The following is a 6,548-nucleotide window of genomic DNA, read 5'->3' as shown; positions in this document are numbered from 1 at the left end:
GGCTTGCGGGCGGCAGGCTGGGCAGCCTTGGCTCCGGGACGGGCCGGGCGGCTGGCCGCCAGCTCCTGCGCCTTGCGCTCGGACTCGTGAATCATCTTGTCCAGCGCCTTGCGGCCTGCGGGTGTGTGTAGCTTAATGGCACTGCGGCTCATGGCTTGGCTCCGAGAGTGATGGTGACCATGCGCTCGGGCTGAACCATGCGCTGCATCGCCTCCTTCACGTCCTTGGTGGTCAGAGCCTGAACGCGATCGGTCCAGTGCTCCAGATAATCGAGCGGCAGGCCATTCCAGGCGATGTTGGCCACATTGCCCAGCAGCTTGCGGTTGCTGTCTATGCGCAGGGCAAAGCCGCCGATCAGATTGTCCTTGGCCGCCTTGAGTTCCTTGTCGGTAGGACCTTCGGCAATGAATTTGCGCAACACGTCCTGCGAGACCTTGAGCGCCTCGGCCGCCTGATCGGGACGGGTCTGCAGGCCGATGATGAAGGCACCGCGATCCAGTCCCGGCGAGAAGTCGCTGGAGACCCCGTAGGTCAGGCCCCGCTTTTCACGCACTTCTTCCATCAGCCGCGAGGTGAAGCCGCCGCCGCCCAGGATATGGTTGCCCACCATCACGGCCAGAAAATCGGGGTTGTTGCGCGCAATGCCGGGCTGGCCTATGAGCACCTGGGCCTGGGCCGACTCGAACGGAATATTCTCGACCTTGGCTTGCTTCAGGTCCTGCACCTTGCTCACGGCAGGCAGCGGCGGGCAGTCGTTGCCATTGGTGGCCTGCAGCGGCCCCAGCAACTGCTTGACCATGGCATCGGCCTGCTGGCGATTGACCGCTCCCACCACGCTGACCTTGGCGCGGCAGGCGGCAATCAGCTTGCGGTGAAAGTCCTGCATGGCCGAAACATCGATCCGGCCCAGGCTGTCGACCGTGGTCTGATAGCCATAGGGCGAGCTGCCGAACACGGCCTTGCGGAAGGCCTTGGAGGCCACGGTGCCGGGACGGGTGTCGGCTTCCTTGATGGAGGCGCTCCAGCGCTCGCGGTCACGCTGCCACACGGCCTCGGGCCAGCTTGGCGACGCGATCTGGCGCGCCGCCAGGGCCACGGCTTTTTGCTGCAGATCGGGCACGGTCAGCGTGCGCAGGCCGAAGCTGAAGCTGTCGCGCCCCGCGCTGGCGCCAAAGCTGGCGCCCAGGTCGGCCCAGGCCTGGCCCAGGCCGTTCTCATCCAGCGCAGGTGCATCGCCCGCCGCCTTGATGCCCTTGGAGGACATCATGGCCACGGCTGCCGCCAGGCCCAGCTTGTCCTCGGGATCGCGGCGGCTGCCGGCGTCAAAATCCACCTGCACATCCACCATGGGAATGCCGGGACTTTGCACCAGCCAGACCTGGGCACCGCTGGGCTGGGTCCAGTGCTCTATCGGCAGCAAGGCCCAGGCAGACTGGGTCAGAAAACCCATGCCAGCGCTCACCACAAAAGCGCCAGCAGCTATTTTCTTCATAGTTTTCATGTGTTCAACCTCTGTTTTCCATGTCGCCGCATCAGCGAGGCCATGCCCCATGCGCAAGCAGCCCGGCATGGGCCGCCCCGCAGCGAAGGCTGCGTCCCCCGCCCCTGGCGCGCAGTGCGTAGAGAGAGGGGAAGGCGCGGGGCCGCCCAGGCAAGCAGCTCAGGGGGTGTTTCATCAATGCACCGAACCGCCTGCATCGGCCTTGCCGGACATGGGACGCTGGGGCTTGGCGCCCGCGGGCAGCGGCTGGGGCACCAGAGTGCCGACGGTGAGCTGGTCGTCGCCGAAATACTTGGCAGCCACGGCCTTCACATCGTCGGAGGTGACTTTCTGCAGCTCGGCCAGCAGCTTGTCCTCGGCATCCAGCGGCATGTTCTGGATCCAGTAATTGCCCAGATTCTGGGCCTGGCCCATGACGGAATCGCGCTCATAGACGTTGGAGGCCATCCACTGCGTCTTGACGCGCTCCAGCTCGTCAGCCTGCACGCCCTCCTCGGCCACCTTCTTGATCTGGGCGCGCAAGGCAGCTTCCACATCGGCCACGGTCTTGCCCTGGGCCGGCACGCCGGTCAGCATGAACAGGCTGGGCCCGCGCCCCATGATGTTGGCCGAGCTGCCGGCGCTGTCTGCCACACGACCGTTGGCCTGGCCTTCGCCCTGCACCAGGGCGCGTTCCAGACGAGCACCGTCATAACCGTCGAGCACCGCGGACAGCACCAACAGCGCCAGCGCGTCCTTGTCGTCGGCCTGCAGCTTGTCCACGCTCTTCAGCGTGGGCGTGCGATAGGCCATGGCGATAAAGGCCTGCTCGGCAGGCTGCTTGACCTCGATGCGGCGCACGCCGATCTGCCTGGGTTCGGTCTGCGGCTTGCGCTGCGGCAGAGCACGCGCGGGAATGCTGCCGTAATACTTCTCGGCCCAGGCACGCACCTGGTTGACGTTCACGTCTCCGACCACGACCACGGCGGCATTGGACGGCACATACCAGCGCTTGTGGAAGTCGCGCACATCTCCGGGCGTCATGGAGTCCAGATCGCTCATCCAGCCCACCACGGGGCGGCGATAGGGCGAGGCCATGAAGGTGGCCGCCATCAGCTGCTCCATCAGCATGGCGCGCGGCTGGTCGTCGGTGCGCATGCGACGCTCTTCCTTGATGACCTCGATTTCCTTCTTGAATTCGGAGTCCGGCCACTGGTTGTTGGCAAAACGGTCGGATTCCAGCTTCATCACGTCTTCCAGACGGTTGGACGGAATCTGCTGGTAATAGCCGGTGTAGTCACGCCAGGTGAATGCGTTTTCCTGGCCGCCCAGCGCCGCCACGCGACGCGAGAAGTCTCCGGGCTTGACGCTTTTGGAGCCCTTGAACATCATGTGCTCCAGCGCATGGGCCACGCCCGTGGTGCCGTCGACCTCGTCCATGGAGCCCACACGCACCCAGACCATGTGCACGGCCGTGGGCGCGCGGCGGTCGGGCAGCACGATCAGCTGCATGCCGTTCTTCAGCGTGAACTGCTGCACTTGCGGCGCGGCCGCCGTGGCGGCAACAGGCACAGGTTGCGACGATGCGCCCGGCGCAGCCAAGGCTGCCCCAGCGCTCAAACAGGCCATTAAGCCCAGTACAGGGAGTGCGCGTACATGTTTCATAGAATGATGCGATTCTAAAAACCCGCCAATGTTCAGTTTTTTCAAGAAAAAGCCCAATTCACCCGATGCGGTGAACACCACGCCCGCTGCCGATGCAGCCGCGGCGCCTGCGTCTGCTGCGCAAACCAGGCCTGCTCCACAGGATACGCCTGCTGCGCCTGCCGAAAATGGCAACAGCTCCTGGTGGCGCAAGCCCTTTGGCGGCGGCGCGACGGCCAAGGCCGGCGAAGATCAGCCTGCTACTCAGGATTTTGTAGCAGCCCCCGAGCCTACCGCAAAGCCGCAAGCCCCAAATTCCCGTCAAAGCTGGATGGAACGCCTGAAAGCCGGTCTGCGCAAGACCGGCTCCAGTATTGCCACCGTCTTTACCGGCACGCAGATCGACGACCGGCTCTATGAGGAGCTGGAGGACGCGCTGCTGATGGCCGACACCGGCGTCAAGGCCACCCAGCATCTGCTGGAAGACCTGAAGCGCCGCGTCAAGGAAACCAAGACCACCGAGCCCGCCGCCGTCAAGGCGCTGCTGGCCGATGCGCTGACCGATTTGCTGAGGCCCCTGGAAAAGCCGCTGACCATCGGCGAGCACACACCGACCGTCATCATGGTGGCCGGCGTCAACGGTGCGGGCAAGACCACCTCCATCGGCAAGCTGACCAAGCATCTGGCCGACGGCGAGCAGTCCGTGCTGCTGGCCGCCGCCGACACCTTCCGCGCTGCCGCGCGTGAGCAGCTGGGCGTCTGGGCCAATCGCAACACCGTGGAAATCATCAGCCAGGACGGTGGCGACCCCGCCGCCGTGAGCTTCGATGCCGTCTCCGCCGGCAAGGCACGCAAAAAGGATGTGGTGCTGGTCGATACGGCCGGACGCCTGCCCACGCAGCTGCATCTGATGGAGGAGCTCAAGAAGATCAAGCGCGTGGTGAGCAAGGCCGACGGCACGGCGCCGCACGAGGTGCTGCTGGTGATTGACGGCAACACCGGCCAGAACGCCCTGACCCAGGTGCGCGCCTTCGACGATGCGCTGCAGCTCACGGGCCTGATCGTCACCAAGCTCGACGGCACGGCCAAGGGCGGCGTGCTGGCCGCGATTGCGCAGGAGCGCCCCGTGCCCGTCTACTTCATCGGCGTGGGCGAGAAGATCGAGGATCTGGAAACCTTCAGCGCACGCGAGTTCGCCCAGGCCCTGCTGTCCTGAAGCACAAGAACCATAGCTGCCAGCGCTTTATCTATCGAGTTTTCAGATAGATTTAGCACTGAAACCCAATGAAGGAGCGCGCAAGGCGCTCCTTTTTTATTCAGGCTTCAGAGCTGCACCTGCTGCTTGAGCCATTTGGCATAGTCGTTCAGGCAGCGCTCGGTGCGCATGGTGATCTGGGGCACCTCATAGCTGTGATGGCTGCGCAGCAGCGCGGTCAGCCGTGGCAGTGCCTCGGGCAGGGTCTTGCAGATCAGCCGCCATTCGGGAGCGGTCTGCAGCACGCCGTCCCACTCGTAATACGAGGTGATGCGCTCGGTCTGCACACAGGCCGCAGCCTTGGCCGCGACCAGCGCCCGCGCCATGTCCTCGGCCTCGGCCGAATTCCCCACGGTCGTCGTCACCACGCACAGCGTGGCCCAATGACTGTCCTGCGCGGACTTGGACTTGAGAGTGGCGGTCTGGGTAGATGTGGTGCTCATGCTGCCTAGTCTAGGCCCAAGACCGCCCTGCCCGCCACCGCCTTACACCGGATACAGACCCAGCTGCTGCGCGCGCAGCCGCGTCAGACCCAGCAGCGCATCGGTGAACGGCGTGCTCATGCCGCACATGGCTCCCATCTCGCGCACGGCGCCCACCAGGGCGTCCAGCTCCACCGGCTTGCCGGCTTCCACATCCTGGAGCATGGAGGTCTTGAAGCCGCCCAGCTTGAGCGTGACCTGATGGCGGTCCTGCGGGCTGTCGGCAATCGGCAGGCCGATGCGCGCGCCGATTTCCCGGGCCTCCAGCATCACGGCCGTGATGAAGTTGCGCACCAGCTCATCGCCCAGAATCCTGTCCGTGGTCGCGCCCGTGATGGCACTGACGGGGTTCATGGTCATATTGCCCCAGAGCTTGTACCAGGCGTCACGCTGGATGTTGTCGCTGAGTTTGACCTCGATACCGCCCGCGCGCAGCAGCTCGGCCAGCGCCAGCAGACGCGGCGTGGGCGCATCGCCGGGCAGGGCCGTTGGCTCGCCGACGATGAGGCTGTTGCCGAAATGACGGCGCACGACTCCCGGCGCGTCGAGAGAGCAGCTGGCATGCACCACCGATCCCAGCACCTGCCCGGTGGGAATGGCACGCGCAATCTCGCCCTGCGGATCCACGGCCTTGAGCTGCAGGCCGCGCAGGCCGGCATCCACGCCACCGGCCAGAAACCACCAGGGAACGCCGTTCATGGCGGTCAGCACCAGAGTCTGCGGGCCGATCAGCGGTGCGACGGCACGGGCCACATCGGGCATGGACGGCGCCTTGACGGCAATCACCACCACATCCTGCACGCCCAGGGCGGCCGGGTCCTGCTGTGCATTGACGGCCACGGTCTCGCGCTCATCTCCATGCACCAGCGTCAGGCCGTTGTGCTGCAGCGCAGCCAGCGTCTGGCCCCGGGCCACGGCGCTCAGCTCGCAGCCGGCCCTGGCCAGCGCCACACCCAGCCAGCCGCCAATGGCGCCGGCACCGTAGATACAGACTCTCTTCAGACCCATGCTCTTGTCTCTCCTGTCTTATAGAACTCTCAAAAACAGTAGCTACCGCTGCTTTACCGTAAAGCATCTGAAGACCTTGCACCCTTGAAACCAGGCGAGATATTCGCGGCCGCCGCTCATTGTTGATACGTTAACAGCAGTATCCACCCGCGCGACACTGAAGGCCGTTGACAGCTGGGCACCCCGCACTGCGCGCCATGCCAGCTGCCCTGTTCATCGACATTTCAAGGACCGACTCATGAGTTCCAACACCGCCGTCGTCAATCTCACAGCCCAGATCACGGCACTGGCCACCGCCTTGCGCATCGTGCTGGACGCCAGCCCCCAGGCTGCCCAGACACGCGAGCAACTGGCTGCCGCGCTGGACAAGACCATTCACGACGCGCTGGAAGAAGGGGTCTGGGACAACGCCGACGGTGTCAAGACCATCAGGGCAGCGCTGCTGGGCTGATCGCCACCACGCAACGAAAAAACCGGGCCCAAGGCCCGGCAAAGAGAAGCAACAATCGACGATCTCGCTCAGGCCTGCGCATCAAGCCAGCGTATAGGCCGTCTTCACCGTGGTGTAGAACTCCTGGGCATAGCGCCCCTGCTCGCGCGGGCCGTAGCTGCTGCCCTTGCGCCCGCCAAACGGCACGTGGTAGTCCACACCCGCTGTGGGCAGGTTGACCATGACCAT

General features: G+C 64.9%; 7 protein-coding genes. 2 read left to right on the top strand and 5 right to left on the bottom strand.

The features are described 5' to 3' along the window. Window positions 1-148 precede the first annotated feature (148 nt). Window positions 149-1,501, bottom strand: coding sequence for a M16 family metallopeptidase (locus tag ACLBXN_RS22230; RefSeq protein ID WP_447613596.1), 1,353 nt, complete (start codon window positions 1,499-1,501; stop codon window positions 149-151). Window positions 1,502-1,675: 174 nt separating this feature from the next. After that, the gene (locus tag ACLBXN_RS22225) at window positions 1,676-3,109 is read right to left on the bottom strand and encodes a M16 family metallopeptidase (RefSeq protein ID WP_447613677.1); all 1,434 of its coding nucleotides are present in this window, start codon (window positions 3,107-3,109) and stop codon (window positions 1,676-1,678) included. A gap of 64 nt (window positions 3,110-3,173) precedes the next feature. On the opposite strand from ACLBXN_RS22225, the gene ftsY reads away from it, so the two are divergent. After that, entirely contained in the window at window positions 3,174-4,340 is a 1,167-nt protein-coding gene (ftsY, locus tag ACLBXN_RS22220) for a signal recognition particle-docking protein FtsY (RefSeq protein ID WP_447613595.1), read from the top strand. 107 nt (window positions 4,341-4,447) lie between these two features. Here ftsY and cutA read toward each other — a convergent pair whose 3' ends face one another. After that, window positions 4,448-4,822 (bottom strand): divalent-cation tolerance protein CutA, encoded by a 375-nt coding sequence (gene cutA / locus ACLBXN_RS22215; RefSeq protein ID WP_211456883.1) that lies wholly within the window; start codon window positions 4,820-4,822, stop codon window positions 4,448-4,450. A 42-nt stretch (window positions 4,823-4,864) separates the two neighbouring features. Next, window positions 4,865-5,869, bottom strand: coding sequence for a 2-dehydropantoate 2-reductase (locus ACLBXN_RS22210; protein WP_447613594.1), 1,005 nt, complete (start codon window positions 5,867-5,869; stop codon window positions 4,865-4,867). Window positions 5,870-6,107: 238 nt separating this feature from the next. Between ACLBXN_RS22210 and ACLBXN_RS22205 the strand changes: the two genes are divergently transcribed. Beyond that, window positions 6,108-6,320 (top strand): hypothetical protein, encoded by a 213-nt coding sequence (locus ACLBXN_RS22205; protein WP_043006220.1) that lies wholly within the window; start codon window positions 6,108-6,110, stop codon window positions 6,318-6,320. An 81-nt stretch (window positions 6,321-6,401) separates the two neighbouring features. Here ACLBXN_RS22205 and ACLBXN_RS22200 read toward each other — a convergent pair. After that, window positions 6,402-6,548, bottom strand: a 147-nt coding sequence (locus tag ACLBXN_RS22200; protein WP_447613676.1) for an aldehyde dehydrogenase family protein, incomplete at its 5' end; no start/stop codon positions are given.

Source organism: Comamonas sp. C24C, assembly GCF_053345995.1.
Note: the sequence above shows the minus strand (reverse complement) of the source record. Positions and strands in the feature narration are given on the sequence as shown.

Coding starts and splice junctions, on each gene's coding strand:
- ftsY (WP_447613595.1), top strand. CDS start 3,174: ATGTTCAGTTTTTTCAAGAAAAAGCCCAATTCACCCGATGCGGTGAAC.
- ACLBXN_RS22205 (WP_043006220.1), top strand. CDS start 6,108: ATGAGTTCCAACACCGCCGTCGTCAATCTCACAGCCCAGATCACGGCA.
- ACLBXN_RS22225 (WP_447613677.1), bottom strand. CDS start 3,109: ATGGCCTGTTTGAGCGCTGGGGCAGCCTTGGCTGCGCCGGGCGCATCG.
- ACLBXN_RS22230 (WP_447613596.1), bottom strand. CDS start 1,501: ATGAAAACTATGAAGAAAATAGCTGCTGGCGCTTTTGTGGTGAGCGCT.
- cutA (WP_211456883.1), bottom strand. CDS start 4,822: ATGAGCACCACATCTACCCAGACCGCCACTCTCAAGTCCAAGTCCGCG.
- ACLBXN_RS22210 (WP_447613594.1), bottom strand. CDS start 5,869: ATGGGTCTGAAGAGAGTCTGTATCTACGGTGCCGGCGCCATTGGCGGC.